Genomic DNA, 16,694 nt, shown 5'->3' with positions numbered 1-16,694 from the left:
TATTTATATAAAGGGGATACTATTTATGCAACTTTCTACTGCTAAATTTGGCTTAAGCTGCTTAGCGCTGACACTCGCATCAGGCGGGCTTTTCGCTTGTAGTAGTGACGTGTCGAACACTAGTGAAAGTACGTCTACCAGTGTATCTAGCAAAAATGCAGACAATGTGATGCCATCGGTACAACCGTCTTATTTTTTGAGTGATGGCTTGGTTGAGCCTATTAGTAAGGTGTCATGCTCATTGTCAGATGGCAGCACTGGTGAATGCTATAAAATCGTTACCGAAAATAAGCCAAGTGACGTTGGTATGGGGCCGTGGTGTCCGAGCAATATTGCAGATGATGCCTCAAAAGGTGGGATTTGGCTAGAAGGCGGCGAAGTCCATGATGTTGATGGCGAGTTCGTTAAAAACTTAGCAGAGTTCTATGGCGACAGCAACTGGAATATGTATAACAAAACCACTGGGAAAATTATAAAAACATCAACGCTTGAGGACTGTGTCGCTGCGGCCAACCCCAACGTCGGTGCAGAGTACCGTAACTATTGTGTGGAGTGCCTGCCAGAGTACGCCGCAGATTTGACCGATACTTTCTATATACCAGTGACGCCAAAAGCCTCAGCAAGTATCACTGAGTTCGGTGGCCCAGGCCCTCAATCGAGAGGTCCATCGGTACGCGGTATTGCCTTTAATGGTGTACGTTTTGATGCGCCAGCACCTGTCAGTAATATCTTAGGCGCTTATACGCTTGCGCCGTTCGATGATGCAGGCGGTCATATTAATCCTCACGCCGGCTACCATTATCATGCTGCCACTGGACTAACGACTAAGATTGAACAAGACGACGGTCATGCACCAATGATAGGTTATGCACTTGATGGTTATGGCATATACGCTAATACTGATGCAGAGGGTAATGAATATACCGATCTGGATGAAGCACGTGGACATTATGATGATGTGAGAGGGTATCACTATCATGTGGACAAAGCAGGCAATAACAACTTCATCAACGGACTGCGTGGTGTGTATGCTGAAGACTAGTTTGTCATCAACGACGGTTGCGTGCTTAGCTGCATTTGGGCTGAGTATCGTGAGCGTCAATGCGACTGCCCACAACCCCAATACCTCGACTTTTATACTGTCGAAAGCGGCTGATGGCAAATATTTGGTGCGTCTAGATGGTGCTTTGACTGGAGTAGAGGCGCAAATTAACGAAACGTACTCGACCGACGCGTATAAAACGGCGGAGGAGTTTCAGCAGTTAGCCAATGAGCACTTTGTTAAGTCATTGACTTTATCTATCAATGACCAGCCCATTAAAGTAGTGAACCCCAGTGTACAGCTGGGCCACGGCACACAGTTCTCTGCCGAGGCGCAGGGTATTGGCGATACGGTCGAATCTATTGATTTGACCAATACGTTCTTTAAAGACTTGCATGGCAACCGAATGACGGTCGTATTGCTGTCTGACCAATTTCCAAAGACGCAATATACACTTAGTGATAGCAATGAGCATCATTTAAGTTTACAGTTGGTTGATGGTCAGTGGCAACAAAATAACAGCGATGTACTGCCTATGACAGCTGATGATACTCAACCGCATACTCATGATGGAAGTGGTCAAGAGGTGGTATATCATCATGACGAAGACGGCCATGACGTAGATAATCATTCACATGAATCTGCTGATGATCTAGCACTAGATAGTGTTTTAAATACTGATAAAATAAAATTAGCAAGCACGCCGACATTGGCTGCAGCAGACAAGAGCTTGTTTGGTTCTATCTATGTATTGGGTATTGGTGCTGTAATAGCATTGCTGATAGGTGCAAGGTGGTTTTTTAAGAAAAAACAGTAGGAGCATGGCGCGTGGTGTCAATCTAGACATCAAGCTCAGAGCTTTTCCCAAACAATATAAACAGGTCAGCATATTTCAAGGCTATTTCATTGAACACTGTGTCTACGCATCTTTTGTCTACGAATCGTGCGCCATCAAAATCAACACGTTTTAGACATCTGGCTCTTGCGTTAGCGATATTTTATCTGCTCTATAACTTAACGACTTTTTATAGTGTTTCATTATATAAACTCTACCCATCGACAATTCATAATCTCGCCACGCCGTTCGATAGCTCCATTCCTTTTATTCCAGCTATGATTGTTCCTTATAGCTGGTCGTTGATTTTATTTGTTGTCAGCTTTTTTTTAGTACGGACATCCACGCAATTATCTTTATTGAGTTATCGCCTAATCTTAGCGACTATCTTTGCCTGTTTGATCTTCTATTTTTATCCTGCTCGTTTTTCGTTTCATCGATTGACACCTAATGATTGGACGCAGTTCGGCTATCAGTTTTTGCAATTAGTAGACAAGCCATTTAATCAATTGCCATCATTGCATGTTAGTTATGCCATATTGCTTGGCGTGTCATTATGGGATATTGCAGGGTCTAGAAAATCATGGGTTTCAGGGGCTTATCGGTTATTGCTTACTGGCATATGTACATTGATTGCCCTGTCGACAGTGTTGACGTATCAACATCATTTGTTAGATATGTTAGGCGGGGTAGTGTTAGCCGTTACGGTGTTTATACTCTCAAATCGAATTCGTAATGCATTGGTAATCAAGCATCTGACACTGGGTGTAATAGGGTTTTTATTGATAGCGATAGCAGGGTTTTACTTTGCTAATATGAGTATGATAGCGTCTAAAGTTGTAGGAAATTTAGCTATCATCATTGCTGCATATTGGCTGATCAGTTTTACGATGTTGGCTTGTGCCTATCAACAGGACAAGCCAATACTGGATACACGCTGGTTCCAAAAATCCAGTAACGGCCGACTGACCTTACATACTTGGATTAAGTTTGCGCCAATCATTATTATTTACAATGGCATGTCACTTTCAGGGCATTGGTATTTTAAAGTTTTCTCCAAAAGTCAAAAGTATTCACTCACGCCATATGCTATTAATGACAAGGTCAAAGTTGTTGCTTCACCTCGATTGATGCAGACGGATATAAATAATCACTTAACGTATTGGGTGTTTGGCTGTGATTTACTAGAGCGGTCGCGCTCATTAGAAAAACTGCCGCCCTCGGTTCACTATCAGATTATCGTCATTGATTTAGTCGCTGAGATATCTAGCCACGTTGATCATCTCGAAACAGCTGCTGAAAATATGACGAGTACGCCTGTCCATTATTTATATCTACCTCTACTAGATTTGCAGCCATTAAGTGATGTATTGCTCAAAGATTATATTGATCTATTTAAGCGAATTGACGCTTTGACGCGATCAGCTGAAACGCGAGCGATAACTGCTAATAATGATAGTCATATAGAGGATAGTCTCACTACGATTATCAATTTCCATTGCGTGATGGGATTATCACGTAGCATCGGCGTGCAGGTTTTATATTTAGTATATTGTGGTACGCTAACTGTCCATAACTATCAATCGTGGCTTGAGCAGCATTATCCGCATGCGCATCTCAAAGATGCTTATCTACCCCAGTCGTTGGTAGAAACGATGGCTAATTATAAGTCTACTGAACATTCAACAACTCATTAATGGATATTAATATCGATAGGTTTACGTCTACTGGTTTCTCTTTGTTTGCTCTTTACCTACTGTTTAATGTCTATTCAACTATGGAAATATCTATGAACGCTTCATTGCCTTACTTGTACTCTTTTCGTCGCTGTCCCTATGCTATGCGTGCTCGTCTCGGTCTACTATTTGCCGAGTTACCAGTAGAGCTGCGAGAAATCACACTAAAGAACAAGCCAGAGCAAATGCTAGCGATTAGTCCAAAAGCTACGGTGCCAGTATTACAGCTTGCAGATGGGTCGGTGATTGAAGAGAGTGCAGAGATCATGATGTGGTCGCTTGAGCAAAACGATCCTCAGGGACTGCTGGATAGAAACGTTGTATCTCAGGCTAATGCACTGATAGCACAAAACGACAATGAGTTTAAGCAGTGGCTCGATCGCTACAAATATGCTGATCGTCATCCTGAGATGTCTCAGAAAGAGTATCGACAAAAAGGTGAAATTTTTCTGCAGGATTTAGAAGCGTTATTGACTAAGAATACCTATCTACTAGGTAATAACGTGACGGTTGCAGATATTGGTATCATGCCGTTTGTTCGCCAGTTTGCCCATGTAGATCGTGAGGTCTTTTATAGTTTGCCTTATCCCAAGCTACAGCTTTGGCTACAACATTGGTTGGAACACCCGTTATTTGTACAAGCCATGACTAAGTTTCAGTCATGGCAGGAAGGCGATGAGGTAGTGGTGTTCCCTGCTTAATATAGCGGGTTCTATATAAGTTGTATAGGGTATCAATCTTGCTTGGTCTATCTTGATTTCACAACGACCACTTTTTGTGCTGGATGTTTGTCTTTCACAACGGCCACTTTTTGTGCTGGATGTTTGTCTTTCACAACGATTACTTTTTTGGCTTTAGGTTTCGCTTTAACTACGACCACTTGTTTCGCTTTGGGCTTTGCTTTGACGACGACAGCCTGTTTTGTTTGATGCTTGTCTTTGACTACGACAACTTGTTGGGCAGCATTTGCTGGACCGATCATAGCAAAGCAAGTAGATACGGCCAATAGTGAGCTGATAGCGATTTTTTTCATGTTGAAGTTTTTCATAGTAAGGTCCTTTTAGGCTGATTATAAGTAAGCGTGTTTATTTAATGGTTAAAGGTATCTGAGTTGAAAGTCGCTTTATTGAATAAGTAGATAATAGCGAGTTATAGCGTTACGTACTTTTATGAAAGTTAAAGAAAGGTGACTTTTTCTAGCAGATACTGAACCATTAATACAATCTTAGGAGCTTTTTGCGAAAGGTCGGCAGGCCAGCAACACTTTAGAGATGATACTTACTCAACTTTATCTGAAGTCGTAGCTATGTAGCTATAAAATGAGAGGAATAGTAGTTTTTGCGTGGATTCGAAAGGGTCTAAACGACTAAAAGTGATGAGACATAAAAAGGGGCGACTTAAGATAAGTCGCCCCTTTTTTAGTAGGTATATTAGACACGTTAATGATTAAAAAAGTTTAATAATTTTTCAATGAACCAAACTGTTATCAACTCAATATTCATCAAGATCATTGGCTAAAGCAAACAGCACTCCCCATTTCATAGCGGCTTTCACGATTTACTCTCCTAAATGATTAGTAAATGAGTAATGTCGTTTAAACCCTACAAGCCGCACTAGCTTCTTTGGCTTTTTTATAGACAGCTTGAGGGTCTAAACCCAATGCTGCGACATCGTTTAGGTACTTTTTAGTACCCGCTTCTAATGGGCCTTTCCATTGTGGGTCATTTAATGGATCAGGAATGTCTATCATAGTGTCGCCTTTGGCTTTGGCTTCTGCCATGAATTTTGCGTCCTCTGCATCAAAGACTTTACCTGCCATCGCAGCCATGGCTTTGCCAGAATTATCATCAATGACCTTTTTGAGATCGTCAGGCAAGCTCTCGTACTTATCTTTATTCATGGTGACCATGATGGCAGAGCTATAAAAAGGAATATTGGTATGAGTATTGGTCAGCTCAATCAGTCTAAAAGAACCTGTCGCATCCCACGGTAGACTTAATCCATCCAAAACACCACGTTGAAGAGACGTATAGATATCAGTGGCAGGTAGACCTACTGGTGTACCGCCTGCAGATTCAATAATATCTCCAGCAATCGCTGATGGGCGACGCATACGCAGCCCTTTTAGGTCATCTGGTGTACGGATGGCTTTATCAATAGTATGCATCCCACCAGGGCCCGTACCCATCATAAATAGCAGGTGAGTGTCTTCGTATTCACTCGATATCACCCCATCATCATATAGAGTCTGTAGCATACAGTTCATCTGAGTCGCTGAGTTAGAAAGGCCTGGCAGTTCTGCCACTTGGGTCAAGGGAAAGCGGCCATTGGTATAGCCTTGTAGCTGAGAGCCTATATCGACGGTACCTTTGGCAGTCGCATCATAAGTAGCGTCCGGTTTGCTAAGAGTTGCTGAAGGATATATTTCAACTTTGATACGGCCTTCAGATTCCTCTTCGACTTTTTTGGCCCAAGGCTCAAAGATTTCCGAATGAGTGGCCGCCGTTGCTGGCCAAAAATGTGAAAAACGTAAGGTGGTGACTTCTTCAGTACTCGCCGTTGCGGCTTCGTTCGACTGCGAGCAGCCAGTCAATCCAATCATAGCGGCTAACGTCAAACTGAGGGGCAGTATCTTTCGCATCATAAAATCCTTTTTTGATGTTTTGTTCTAAATAAGAACTCTTGTTCGTATAGTGAATTAAAAATACCTTGTTTTTACTTTCCTGTCAATCTGCTTTATTGCTTGTAGAACCCAATTTCTGAAGTGATATCTTCAATTGCTTGTAATACGATTTGACATTGTCTTTGCGCTGCACCGCAGTAGGTCAAAGGCGATAAAACTGTTTTAAGCTCATCATGACTGCTTAAAATTATAGATTGCTCTGATAGCAAAGCCAAAAAGGTAGTTGCAAATCCTTGATGCTGACTGTGGGCTTGTTGGCTCGCTTGATTAATCAATGGGTAGATTTTGTTTTTGTCTGCCTCAAAATGTTTTTCTAGGCCTTTGATTAAATAGGCATCGCTATGTAAATCAAGGTTGGCCGCCATACGCTCAGGGTAGACTTGCAGTCCTTGCAATAGTGTCTTCAAATACGATACAGCACCTGCCATCAAAGCTGTACCCTCAGTCAAAGGGACCCAGCTAGCATGCCACTGTCCTAATGCGCGCTCAAAAGGCTGGGCTGTGCTATTACTAATCACACTCATATGTCCATGCATTCGCAACGTGGCTGTTTTGATCAAAGCGCATAGGACAGGGTTACGCTTGTGCGGCATCGATGAGGAGCCGCCCATTCCCTCGATAGACGGTTCAGCAACTTCATCCAGCTCAGATTGAGACATCAGAGCAATGTCCTCGACGATATTTTCTATTGCCCCAGCACAGGCATCTAATGTAGAAGCAATGGCATGAATAGGTTGTCTGTTGGTGTGCCAAGGGAGTAGAGGAGCTGATAGGCCCAGTGACTTCGCTACCTGCTGAGGCAGATTATGATGCTCGTTTTCTTCATTACTTACACCAACAGGACCACCCCATTGTAAGTAAAATCCTGACTGCTCTAATTGTGCTAACTTAGGTATGATAGTTATCAATGAAGATGCCCATTGGGATACTTTGGTGCCAAAGGTGATAGGTAGCGCCTGTTGCATTAGCGTTCGGCCTGCCATCGGCGTTGTACGATGTTTTTGAATCAGTACCTCACAAGCTTTCAATACCTCAATCAAATCTTGATAAATACGTTTAAATGACGGTTTGAGCATCATCATCATCGCGGTATCAATCACATCCTGACTGGTCAGTGTTTGATGAAAGAACGGTTTTATATCGGCTGGGAGTAAAGACTTTGCTTGTGCCACAAAAGGAATAGCAGCGTTACCGCCCAAATACGTTTGTTTTCCAATGGCGTCAATATCAAACAATTCTAAGGCTAACGCTTGCCGGGATTGTTGAAAGATGTTTTTTGGGATAAGCTGATTTTTTCCTCGCACTTCTAGCACGGTTAACTCAAAATCTAACATGGCTTGAACGAAAGCTCGATCAGAAAACGAATTGGCAACGTCAGAATGTACAAAAGGCTGATTGATTAATCGATTGATTTTCATTTAGAATTCCTAACTTTGGTAAGTATAAATAATATATCTATGAAACAAGACAAGAAAATACCCTTTGATAGTCCAGATTTTGTGGCTTCGCTTGCAGGCGGTCTAAGCGTTCTGCGTGCTTTTGATGACAATCATTCTACTATGACGTTGAGCGAAGTGGCTGAATGTACTGATATGGACAGAGCAAAGGCACGGCGTTATCTGTTGACGCTGCACGCTTTAGGGTATGTTCACAAGGACAAGCGTCAATTTAAGCTATCTCCCAAAACATTGAGTATTGGATCTAGTTATTTAAGTAGTGCGCATCATCACGATATTGTGCAGTTCTACCTTGAGCGAGTGACCGAGCAAACGGGCGAGTCTTGTTCATTTGCCGTACTGGATGACGATGAAGTAGTGTATATCGCCAGATCTGCTGCCAAGCATCGTCTACTATCGATTACATTATCTATTGGTACCAGATTGCCCGTCGCTTATACCTCTATGGGCCGTGCTATTTTGGCCAATCTACCCAAAGATGAGCGCGAAGAGTACGTTAATAAAATTGAGCTGGCTGCACATACCCCTTTTAGTATCACGGATCGTAAACAATTCAAAAAAATGCTAAGCGATGCTCATGACGATCAATATGTGGTTGTCGATCAAGAGCTAGACACAGGTCTGAGATCATTAGCGTTACCCGTTTATAAGTCAAATAATGAATTAATCGGTGCAATTAATATCAGCACAAATGCAATGCGCGTATCAAAAGAAGTGCTCATCGAAGAGTTTTTGCCCATATTGCGTGATTGCGCTGAAAAAATCCAAACTTATTATATTTAACACTATACGGTTCTATCGTATTTTATAAACCTAAAAAACTATCGTAGTCATAATAAGGTTGCCGACACTTTTACATAGAGTGTTGGCAACCTTTTTTATTTTATGGCTTTTATTTTCCTATCCTAATATTCATGCCAGTGGCGCTATATTTTGCACAGCAGGCTCAGATATTGAAGCTTAAATATTGCAACAAGACAAACCATTGACATCGGAATAAAAAAGGTATAATTTAATTCACTATACGAACAATAATTCTAATTAAGAACAAATACAGTATATCATTAAATAATCTAGGAGCAAGATATGACAGCAGTCTATATTTGTCATCCAAAAAGATCAGCAGTAGGTCGGTATGGCGGCGCATTGGCTGATATTCGTCCTGATGATCTATTAGCACAAGTAATAAAGGCAGTGCTCGATGATGCACCTGACTTTGATCATAGTGCGATAGAAGACAGTTTTATGGGATGTGCCAATCAAAGCGGTGAAGACAATCGTAACGTTGCGCGTATGAGTGGTTTGTTATCAGGGTTATCAGAAAAGGTACCGGCAACAACTATCAATCGACTATGTGGCTCAGGCCTCGATGCAGTAGGAACGGCCTTTCGCGCAATAGTTAGTGGTGAGATGGAACTAGCACTCGCTGGCGGTGTCGAATCAATGACCCGCGCACCATTTGTAATCGGTAAGCCTGAGGGTGCTTATGATCGTCGTCAAACGCTGCAAGACACAACCATGGGTTGGCGTTTTATTAATAAGAAACTGGATGCCATGTATGGTACAGAAGCGATGCCACGCACCGCAGAAAACCTAGCGGAAAAATATAATATCTCTCGTGAAGACCAAGACTCTTTTGCAGTATGGTCACAACAAAAGGCCGCTCAAGCACAAAATGATGGACGTTTAGCGGCTGAAATCACTCCTATCACGATTGAGAGACGCAAGAAAGAAGCGTTAATCGTCGATACAGACGAGCATCCACGTCCGAATACTGATATGACTGCTCTAGAAAAGCTGCGTCCTATCTATGAAGGAGGGACGATTACTGCTGGTAATGCTTCTGGCATCAATGACGGTGCTGCTGCGATGTTAATCGCTAGTGAAGCGGCCGTAAAAAAATATGGTCTAACACCCATGGCAAAGATCGAAGGAATGGCAACCGCTGGCGTGCCACCAACTATTATGGGTATTGGTCCGGTACCAGCTACTCAAAAACTATTAAAGCGTCTTAATCTTAGTTTAGACGATATCGATATCATCGAGCTTAATGAAGCCTTTTCTGCCCAAGCACTGGCATGTTCTAGGGAACTAGGATTAGAAGATCGCGATCCAAGACTCAACCCTAAAGGTGGCTCTATTGCTTTAGGTCATCCACTTGGCGCTTCTGGTGCACGGATTTTGATTTCAGCCATTCATGAGTTACAACGTACCAAAAAAGACCGTGCACTTTGTACGATGTGTATTGGTGTTGGACAAGGTATTGCTTTAGTGGTTTCAAGAGCAGGAGAACAATAATGGCATTTTTGACAACAGACACGCACCTTATTGCTTACCAAGATAGTGGTGAAACCTACTTGCCAGCATTGTTTATGGCGCATCCGTTAGGCATGAGCCGTAACGTATGGGACAAAGTATGTGATGAGCTACATGGTCATTATCGTTGCATACGTTGGGACTTGCCGGGCCATGGCAGCAGTGGAGCTACCTGTGCAGATTTGACGATAGAGCAGCTGGCTTATGATGTACTCAGCTTAGCAAACGCTTTAGATATTGAAAGCTTTAGTTTCATTGGTACTTCTATTGGCGGCATGATCGGGCAAAGCCTGTGCCAAATTTCGCCAGAATCTTTAGAGCAGGTTTGGCTTACCAATACAGGTGCTGTGATTGGGACAGTTGAGGCATGGGCTGAACGCGCTGCCAACGTCCGCAGTTTTGGCTTAGCTCAAATGGCTGAAGGGATTGTCCCGCGCTGGTTTGCACCTGCATATATTAAACAAAACCCTGATGCACTGCTTGGCTGGCAAGTACAGTTATCACGCAACGACGATGAGAGCTATGCCAAGCTTTGTGAGGCCATTGCACACGTTGATAATCGTGAACGCTTAGCAAGTTATACGGGCAAGGTTGCCTTGCTGGCAGGTGCAGAAGATGTCTCTACGCCGCCTGCGACGCTCGCCGCACTGCAAGAAGCTTTTACTGATGCTGAATTAACTGTATTTGACGGGTTGGCGCATGTGCCAGCGGTTGAAATGCCCAAACAGCTAGTCGAATACATACAAAACAACCCCATGCGTGACTCTATAGGGCAGACGGGTATTGGTTATGAGCAAGGTCTTATACAACGTAAGCGAATCCTTGGTGAAGACCATGTTGCCAAAGCCTCCAAAAATGCCACAACATTAGATGGACCTTTTCAGCAATTCATCACACGTAATGCTTGGGGAGAGCTGTGGGGAGATCCTAGCTTAACCGTACAACAACGAAGCATGATTACCACTGCCATATTGGCTGCCCTTGGACGCGATGGTGAGCTGGGCTTGCATTTACGTACCGCGCATCGTCTAGGTATTAATGAAGATCAGTTACGTCAGGTGCTGATGCATGTATCGATTTATGCTGGCGTACCAGCGGCCAATCATGCGTTTTCTTTAGCCAAAGATAATGGATGGGGTAATCCCATAAGTTAAGGCAGCAATGAGTCAGCACAGTAGTTAATCAGCACAGCAGCTAGTTAGCACCCGATATTGATAAAGTTTGCTTTATAAAAATGGAGAGCAATGTAATGAGCTACAAGTATCCCTCTTTTCTATCACGTGATCGAACTTGGCAGCCAGAACCCTACACGCCGGGTTACAAAACCTCGGTGGCACGTTCACCGCGTCAAGCGTTGGTCAGTCTCCAAAGAGCGAGCGATTCGGAGCGTAGTGGTCCTGTATTTGATGGTTTAGAAATCGGTCAGTACGACAATGACTTATTGATGAATTTTCGAGCAGAAGGTGAGCAAGCAGGTCTGCCTATTGGCGAACGTATCCTCATGCATGGTCAGGTAATCGATCAGTTCGGTAAGCCTGTGCCTAATACGTTGGTTGAGATGTGGCAAGCAAACGCTGGTGGTAAATACCGTCATAAAAAAGATGGCTATCTGGCGCCACTAGATCCTAACTTTGGCGGTGTTGGGCGATGTATCACTGATGCCGAAGGTCGCTATCGTTTCCGTACAGTGCGTCCAGGACCTTATCCGTGGCCGAATGGGGTCAACACTTGGCGACCTGCGCACATTCATGTATCTGTCATGGGTCCTTCAATCTCTACACGTCTAATTACCCAAATGTATTTTGAAGGAGACCCGCTTATTCCACTGTGCCCAATTGTACAAGTGCTAAAAGATCCAGAGGCTGTTGAAACGATGATTGCACGCTTAGATATGACTCGAAGCAAGCCGATGGATTACTTGGCCTATCGTTTTGACATCGTGGTACGCGGTGCATTACAAACCTATTTTGAGGAGTAAATCATGTACAGCCAATACAAATTACAAGACGACAGTGGTCTGCTGCGTGAGACGGCCTCCCAAACGTCAGGTCCTTTTGTACATATCGGCTTGGCATTAGAAATCGCTGGTTTTGAGTCACGATCTGACGAAATTTGGCAAGATTTGGCCAAAGAGGGCGCTGAAGGTGAGCACATAGAATTGGTCGGTCATGTATACGACGGTAATGGCGAAGCGGTACATGATGCATTGATCGAGATATGGCAAGCAGACAGCCACGGTAATTATATTAGTAATTTTGATAACAAAGAACCGTTTAGCGGATTTGGACGTAGTGCTTGTGCTTTAGATGGGGATTTTCACTTCCATACCGTCAAACCTGGACAAGTAGATTTTTATGGTAAGCCCATGGCGCCACACGTCAATATCGCCATTTTTGCACGTGGTATTAATTTACATCTGCAAACCAGAGCCTATTTCGATGATGAGCAAGAAGCCAATGAGCAGTGTCCAATATTGAACAGTGTGCCTTCAGCAGAACGTCGAAAAACATTGATAGCCAAAAAAGAACAAGGCGATGGCAAACCTCGCTACCGATTTGACATCTACTTACAAGGTGATGGAGAGACTGTCTTTTTTGATTTTTAAATGAATACTTTTACGGATAGCTAATGGCTTTCGTAGAGAAACGGTTGATAGAAATGTAGTGCAAATAGGAATTTATCAAGTAATGAGAGGGATTTCATGAATTATAAAACTCAGGTGGCCATCATTGGTGCTGGCCCATCAGGCTTATTGCTCGGTCAACTACTGACCAAAGCAGGTATCGACAATATTATTTTAGAGCGTCAAACAGGAGAGTATGTCCTAGGACGTATCCGTGCAGGCGTTTTGGAGCAGGGCACTGTAAATCTGATTCGTGAGTCGGGCGCTGGTGAGCGAATGGACAAAGAAGGACTGGTTCATACTGGTACTGACTTTAGTTTTCAAGGTGAGCACTATCATATAGACCTAGAAAAATATAGTGGCGGCAAACATGTCGTGGTATATGGTCAAACAGAAGTCACTCGAGATTTGATGGAAGCGCGCGAAACAGTAGGCGGTGTCACTGTCTATCAGGCAGAGAACGTTGAGCTACATGATATTGAATCAGACCAACCTTACGTCACTTATCAGCATAACGGTGAGTCGTTCCATCTAGACTGTGACTACATAGCTGGATGTGATGGTTTCCATGGTGTCTCGCGTAAGTCTATTCCGTCTAATAAGTTAGAAGAATATGAGAAAGTCTATCCGTTTGGTTGGTTAGGGTTGATGAGTGACACGCCACCAGTCAATGAAGAGCTGGTCTACTGTGCTCATGAGCGTGGCTTTGCATTGTGCTCGATGCGTTCTCCAACCAGAAGCCGCTACTACATCCAAGTGCCTGATACAGACAAGATCGAAAACTGGGATGAAGAAAAATTTTGGGCGGAGTTAAAACGCCGTATTCCACCAGAAATGGCTGAACGACTAGTGACTGGGCCTGCTATAGAGATGAGTATTGCACCGCTACGCTCTTATGTTTGTGAAACGATGCAATATGGCAAAGTATTCTTGTTAGGAGATGCGGCACATATTGTTCCGCCGACTGGCGCTAAGGGGTTGAACCTAGCCGCTAGCGATGTAGAAACAGCGTTTCGTTTGTTTGTGAAAATATATGAGGAAGAACGTACAGACTTGATCCCTCGCTATCAAGAAATCTGCTTGGCACGCGCTTGGAAAGCCGTACGCTTCTCATGGTGGATGACCATGCTATTACATCGTTTTCAGAGTGCGGGTCGTTTCGATTTTCGTGTACAGCAAGCTGAGTTTGATTACTTTATTCATTCAGATGCTGGAAAAGCAACCATTGCTGAGAATTACGTTGGCTTACCGTTTGAAGCACTAGAGTAAATAGTTGAGTTTCAATTACTTACACCTAGCTACTCAACTTTTTATATAGGATGATTCCATGTTAAATAAAGTGACAGAATCTGCCATCGACGCCATGAACCATATCAATGATGGGGCAACCATCTTGATAGGTGGGTTTGGCTTGGCAGGTCAGCCAGCAGAGCTGATCGACGCACTGATTGATCGTAATGCTAAAGATTTAACAATCGTAAGTAATAATGCAGGTAATGGCGAGACAGGATTGGCACTATTGCTAAAATCAGGCTGTGTGCGCAAAATCATTTGTTCGTTTCCGCGTCAACATGACTCGTATATCTTTGATGATCTTTATCGTTCAGGCAAGATTGAGCTTGAAGTGGTACCACAAGGTACGTTGGCTGCTCGTATGCAAGCTGGCGGTAGTGGTCTTGGCGCGATTTATACACCGACCGCTTATGGTACGTTGCTGGCTGAAGGCAAGGAAACACGGACTATCGATGGCGTAAACTACGTATTGGAATATCCAATTAAAGCAGATTTTGCCCTTATCAAAGCTTTTAAAGGTGATCGTTGGGGCAACCTAACTTATCGTAAAGCTGCTCGTAACTTTGGTCCAATTATGGCGGCAGCATCGAAACATACTATCGCTCAAGTGAGTGAAGTCGTTGAATTGGGCGCGTTGGATCCTGAACACATCATTACGCCAGGTATCTTTGTGCATGAAGTTGTTTGTATTGAAGGAGACAAATAATGAGTAATTATACTCCGCGTTCAGTTGATGAGATTGCAAAGCGCGTCGCTCAAGACATCGAAGAGGGCATGTATGTCAATTTGGGTATTGGACAGCCTACCAAAGTCGCTGATTTCCTACCAAAAGATAAAGACATTTTTTTGCATAGTGAAAATGGTGTTTTAGGTATGGGGCCAGCCCCTGAAGAAGCCGATAGAGATGGTGACCTAATCAATGCTGGCAAACAATATATCACGCTACTCAAAGGCGGTAGTTACTTTCACCATGGTGATTCCTTTGCCATGATCCGTGGTGGACATATCGATCTATGTGTTCTTGGTGCATTTGAAGTGGCTAAAAATGGCGATATTGCCAACTGGTTTTTGGGTCGTCCAAAAGACATTCCAGCCGTTGGCGGAGCGATGGATTTAGCAGTTGGTGCCAAAAAAGTTTACGTCATTATGGATCACGTTAGCAAAAATGGCGAACCCAAAATCGTTGAAAACCTAAACTTGCCTATTACTGGCGAAAAATGCGTCAATCGGATTTATACAGATCTAGCGGTGATTGATATCACTGAGCAAGGGTTGGTGGTGCGTGACATGGTTGATGGATTGACCTTTGATGAATTGCAATCAAAAACAGGCGCTACATTGCAACAGCCATAACCTAAAGAACAACCCGTAACACGCTATTATCAGTACAGCGCTTAACCATCAAGAAGGGATTTCATGATGAAAAAAATATTATCTCTAGCAATCATCAAGGGCATTTTGCCCATTATAAATGATGATACTAATGATATTGCATCAGCCTTGAATAATAAGGCAGGTGCTCTATGACATTTTTAGTCAAGCTCAGCGTCTTAATCTCTAGATTATGCCAGTTTATCGGTGGGGTGAGTCTCATCATCATCGTCCTAACCACCATGCTCGACGTCGTCGCACGCTACATATTCAAACTCACCGGTGGTGAGTTTGGCTTTACCGTCAAAGGCAGTGTAGAGATTGTCTCCTACTTTATGCTATTTGCATTGTTAGCTGCCTTTGCTGCGTTTGTCGAACGCTCACAAATCATCGTCGACGTCTTCACCCAGAAAATGCCCCAGTCTATCAAAGGCTACCTCATGGGTATCTTTATGATGGGCTTTTTTATCATTGGCATCGTCTTCTCATGGGGACTCTACGAGAGCGCCATTGACGCCTTAGAGTATGGCAAAGTCACCCAAGACCTTCGAATATCTATGATGCCTATCTATATGGTTAGTGCATTCTTAAGCATCCTACTCGCCATTCGCTCATTGATCGAATCCATCAACATCTTTAAGACAGGCGAATTCTTTGACGCCGAGGAGACAGGCGCATGAGTCCAGAAATTATCGGTGCGATTGGCCTAGTGGTCATGATCTTGCTTGTCGTCCTACGAGTACCTGTTGCACTTGCCATGTTAGGGGTAGGCTTAGTCGGTTTCGGTGCGGTTACTGCGCCTAGTGGTGCTCTGCAAATGCTCAAAGACATCCCAGTCGATGTCTTAGCAAAGTATGACTTTAGTGCCATTCCCTTATTTATTCTTATGGGCGTGTTTGCGACTCACTCCGGCATGGCAGGTAAACTCTTTGAAGCCACCCGAACCATATTTGGCGGAGTAAGGGGGAGTCTTGGTATTGCAGGCATTGGTTCATCCGGTATCTTTGCCTCTATCTCAGGCTCATCACTCGCCACTGCCTCTACCATGACCAAAGTGGCCTTACCGCAAATGGAGAAGTATGGCTATCAGCCAGGCTTTGCCTGCGGTATCTTAGCCGCTGGTGGTACGCTTGGTATTATGATTCCACCCAGTATTGCGCTACTGGTCTATGCCATCTTAACTCAGCAATCAGTAGGTGATATGTTTATCGCTGGGTTCTTACCCGGTATGCTCGGTATGGTGATGTACTCACTCACGGTCATGGTGATGGTACGCTGGAAACCACACTTAGCAAAACGTGGTGAGAAAACCACGTGGAAAGCCAAGCTACTGTCACT

At 43.6% G+C, this 16,694-nt stretch carries 17 protein-coding genes; 14 read left to right on the top strand and 3 right to left on the bottom strand.

Going from position 1 to position 16,694, the window contains the following annotated elements; all coding sequences use genetic code 11:
- The first annotated feature begins 25 nt into the window (after positions 1-25).
- The 4 genes from ACQKC9_RS03225 (at position 26) to ACQKC9_RS03210 (ending at position 4,314) form a co-directional block, all read left to right on the top strand.
- Entirely contained in the window at positions 26-1,042 is a 1,017-nt protein-coding gene (locus tag ACQKC9_RS03225) for a YHYH protein (RefSeq protein ID WP_427620478.1), read from the top strand.
- Entirely contained in the window at positions 1,029-1,859 is an 831-nt protein-coding gene (locus tag ACQKC9_RS03220) for a hypothetical protein (protein WP_427620477.1), read from the top strand. The genes ACQKC9_RS03225 and ACQKC9_RS03220 overlap by 14 nt, the downstream gene beginning before the upstream one ends.
- 98 nt (positions 1,860-1,957) lie before the next feature.
- Positions 1,958-3,574: a phosphatase PAP2 family protein gene (locus ACQKC9_RS03215; protein WP_427620919.1), complete on the top strand. Its 1,617-nt coding sequence runs from the start codon at positions 1,958-1,960 to the stop codon at positions 3,572-3,574.
- A 92-nt stretch (positions 3,575-3,666) separates the two neighbouring features.
- Positions 3,667-4,314: a glutathione S-transferase gene (locus tag ACQKC9_RS03210; protein ID WP_404693824.1), complete on the top strand. Its 648-nt coding sequence runs from the start codon at positions 3,667-3,669 to the stop codon at positions 4,312-4,314.
- 47 nt (positions 4,315-4,361) lie between these two features.
- Here ACQKC9_RS03210 and ACQKC9_RS03205 read toward each other — a convergent pair whose 3' ends face one another.
- The 3 genes from ACQKC9_RS03205 to ACQKC9_RS03195 all read right to left on the bottom strand — a co-directional run bounded on the left by ACQKC9_RS03205 (position 4,362) and on the right by ACQKC9_RS03195 (position 7,714).
- Positions 4,362-4,661, bottom strand: coding sequence for a hypothetical protein (locus tag ACQKC9_RS03205; RefSeq protein ID WP_427620476.1), 300 nt, complete (start codon positions 4,659-4,661; stop codon positions 4,362-4,364).
- 546 nt (positions 4,662-5,207) lie between these two features.
- Positions 5,208-6,254, bottom strand: a complete 1,047-nt coding sequence (gene dctP, locus ACQKC9_RS03200; protein ID WP_427620918.1) for a TRAP transporter substrate-binding protein DctP — start codon at positions 6,252-6,254, stop codon at positions 5,208-5,210.
- 95 nt (positions 6,255-6,349) lie between these two features.
- Positions 6,350-7,714, bottom strand: a complete 1,365-nt coding sequence (locus tag ACQKC9_RS03195; protein WP_427620475.1) for a lyase family protein — start codon at positions 7,712-7,714, stop codon at positions 6,350-6,352.
- Positions 7,715-7,753: 39 nt separating this feature from the next.
- Here ACQKC9_RS03195 and ACQKC9_RS03190 point away from each other — a divergent pair, with 39 nt between their 5' ends.
- The 10 genes from ACQKC9_RS03190 to ACQKC9_RS03145 all read left to right on the top strand — a co-directional run.
- Positions 7,754-8,536, top strand: coding sequence for an IclR family transcriptional regulator domain-containing protein (locus tag ACQKC9_RS03190; RefSeq protein WP_191115241.1), 783 nt, complete (start codon positions 7,754-7,756; stop codon positions 8,534-8,536).
- Between the two features lie 303 nt (positions 8,537-8,839).
- The gene (pcaF, locus tag ACQKC9_RS03185) at positions 8,840-10,051 is read left to right on the top strand and encodes a 3-oxoadipyl-CoA thiolase (protein WP_427620474.1); all 1,212 of its coding nucleotides are present in this window, start codon (positions 8,840-8,842) and stop codon (positions 10,049-10,051) included.
- Positions 10,051-11,223: an alpha/beta fold hydrolase gene (locus tag ACQKC9_RS03180; RefSeq protein WP_427620473.1), complete on the top strand. Its 1,173-nt coding sequence runs from the start codon at positions 10,051-10,053 to the stop codon at positions 11,221-11,223. Before pcaF ends, ACQKC9_RS03180 begins: the two co-directional genes overlap by 1 nt.
- Positions 11,224-11,318: 95 nt before the next feature.
- On the top strand, positions 11,319-12,047 hold the full coding sequence (gene pcaH, locus ACQKC9_RS03175; protein ID WP_427620472.1) for a protocatechuate 3,4-dioxygenase subunit beta: 729 nt from the start codon (positions 11,319-11,321) through the stop codon (positions 12,045-12,047).
- A 3-nt stretch (positions 12,048-12,050) separates the two neighbouring features.
- Positions 12,051-12,674, top strand: coding sequence for a protocatechuate 3,4-dioxygenase subunit alpha (gene pcaG, locus ACQKC9_RS03170; protein WP_372886165.1), 624 nt, complete (start codon positions 12,051-12,053; stop codon positions 12,672-12,674).
- A 96-nt stretch (positions 12,675-12,770) separates the two neighbouring features.
- Positions 12,771-13,961, top strand: coding sequence for a 4-hydroxybenzoate 3-monooxygenase (gene pobA, locus ACQKC9_RS03165; RefSeq protein ID WP_427620471.1), 1,191 nt, complete (start codon positions 12,771-12,773; stop codon positions 13,959-13,961).
- 58 nt (positions 13,962-14,019) lie between these two features.
- Entirely contained in the window at positions 14,020-14,691 is a 672-nt protein-coding gene (locus ACQKC9_RS03160; RefSeq protein ID WP_427620470.1) for a 3-oxoacid CoA-transferase subunit A, read from the top strand.
- Complete coding sequence (locus ACQKC9_RS03155) at positions 14,691-15,338, top strand: 3-oxoacid CoA-transferase subunit B (RefSeq protein ID WP_427620469.1); 648 nt, start codon at positions 14,691-14,693, stop codon at positions 15,336-15,338. The genes ACQKC9_RS03160 and ACQKC9_RS03155 overlap by 1 nt, the downstream gene beginning before the upstream one ends.
- 170 nt (positions 15,339-15,508) lie before the next feature.
- Complete coding sequence (locus ACQKC9_RS03150) at positions 15,509-16,036, top strand: TRAP transporter small permease (protein ID WP_427620468.1); 528 nt, start codon at positions 15,509-15,511, stop codon at positions 16,034-16,036.
- Positions 16,033-16,694 (top strand): TRAP transporter large permease subunit (locus ACQKC9_RS03145; RefSeq protein ID WP_427620467.1); only part of this gene is annotated, 662 nt, incomplete at its 3' end. The genes ACQKC9_RS03150 and ACQKC9_RS03145, both read left to right, overlap by 4 nt.

Source organism: Psychrobacter sp. NPDC078409, assembly GCF_050268505.1.
Classification (GTDB): Bacteria; Pseudomonadota; Gammaproteobacteria; order Pseudomonadales; family Moraxellaceae; genus Psychrobacter.
This window is presented reverse-complemented; position numbering and strand designations above follow the sequence as displayed.

What these genes read in the sequence shown, in the direction of transcription:
- ACQKC9_RS03180 (WP_427620473.1), top strand. Translation starts at nt 10,051, where the DNA reads ATGGCATTTTTGACAACAGACACGCACCTTATTGCTTACCAAGATAGT.
- ACQKC9_RS03205 (WP_427620476.1), bottom strand. Translation starts at nt 4,661, where the DNA reads ATGAAAAACTTCAACATGAAAAAAATCGCTATCAGCTCACTATTGGCC.
- ACQKC9_RS03195 (WP_427620475.1), bottom strand. Translation starts at nt 7,714, where the DNA reads ATGAAAATCAATCGATTAATCAATCAGCCTTTTGTACATTCTGACGTT.
- ACQKC9_RS03220 (WP_427620477.1), top strand. Translation starts at nt 1,029, where the DNA reads ATGCTGAAGACTAGTTTGTCATCAACGACGGTTGCGTGCTTAGCTGCA.
- pobA (WP_427620471.1), top strand. Translation starts at nt 12,771, where the DNA reads ATGAATTATAAAACTCAGGTGGCCATCATTGGTGCTGGCCCATCAGGC.
- pcaF (WP_427620474.1), top strand. Translation starts at nt 8,840, where the DNA reads ATGACAGCAGTCTATATTTGTCATCCAAAAAGATCAGCAGTAGGTCGG.
- pcaG (WP_372886165.1), top strand. Translation starts at nt 12,051, where the DNA reads ATGTACAGCCAATACAAATTACAAGACGACAGTGGTCTGCTGCGTGAG.
- ACQKC9_RS03225 (WP_427620478.1), top strand. Translation starts at nt 26, where the DNA reads ATGCAACTTTCTACTGCTAAATTTGGCTTAAGCTGCTTAGCGCTGACA.
- ACQKC9_RS03155 (WP_427620469.1), top strand. Translation starts at nt 14,691, where the DNA reads ATGAGTAATTATACTCCGCGTTCAGTTGATGAGATTGCAAAGCGCGTC.
- dctP (WP_427620918.1), bottom strand. Translation starts at nt 6,254, where the DNA reads ATGCGAAAGATACTGCCCCTCAGTTTGACGTTAGCCGCTATGATTGGA.
- pcaH (WP_427620472.1), top strand. Translation starts at nt 11,319, where the DNA reads ATGAGCTACAAGTATCCCTCTTTTCTATCACGTGATCGAACTTGGCAG.
- ACQKC9_RS03190 (WP_191115241.1), top strand. Translation starts at nt 7,754, where the DNA reads ATGAAACAAGACAAGAAAATACCCTTTGATAGTCCAGATTTTGTGGCT.
- ACQKC9_RS03150 (WP_427620468.1), top strand. Translation starts at nt 15,509, where the DNA reads ATGACATTTTTAGTCAAGCTCAGCGTCTTAATCTCTAGATTATGCCAG.
- ACQKC9_RS03160 (WP_427620470.1), top strand. Translation starts at nt 14,020, where the DNA reads ATGTTAAATAAAGTGACAGAATCTGCCATCGACGCCATGAACCATATC.
- ACQKC9_RS03210 (WP_404693824.1), top strand. Translation starts at nt 3,667, where the DNA reads ATGAACGCTTCATTGCCTTACTTGTACTCTTTTCGTCGCTGTCCCTAT.